Raw genomic sequence first — 207 nt, 5'->3', positions numbered from 1 at the left:
TCTAGGGCTTTTAATCTTAGTTTAAACCTATGTAGATCGTGTCTTAACCAAATACTGCTGACTCCACCTGGTGATACAATGAAACCTTGCTTTTTAAGTTCATTACTTACTCTAAGCTGCCCCAAAGCAGGGTTTTCAATGGCTATATCAACAACAGCCTTTTCAATAACTTCATCTACACGATTCTTTAATACTGGCTTTCTTCTG

General features: G+C 37.2%; 1 pseudogene. It reads right to left on the bottom strand.

Going from position 1 to position 207, the window contains the following annotated elements:
- Positions 1 to 207, bottom strand: a pseudogene (locus GNY06_RS00635) (IS481 family transposase); the annotation flags it as partial.

Origin of the sequence: Elizabethkingia argenteiflava, assembly GCF_009904105.1 — a bacterium.
In the GTDB taxonomy this organism is placed as follows: domain Bacteria; phylum Bacteroidota; class Bacteroidia; order Flavobacteriales; family Weeksellaceae; genus Elizabethkingia; species Elizabethkingia argenteiflava.
This window is presented reverse-complemented; position numbering and strand designations above follow the sequence as displayed.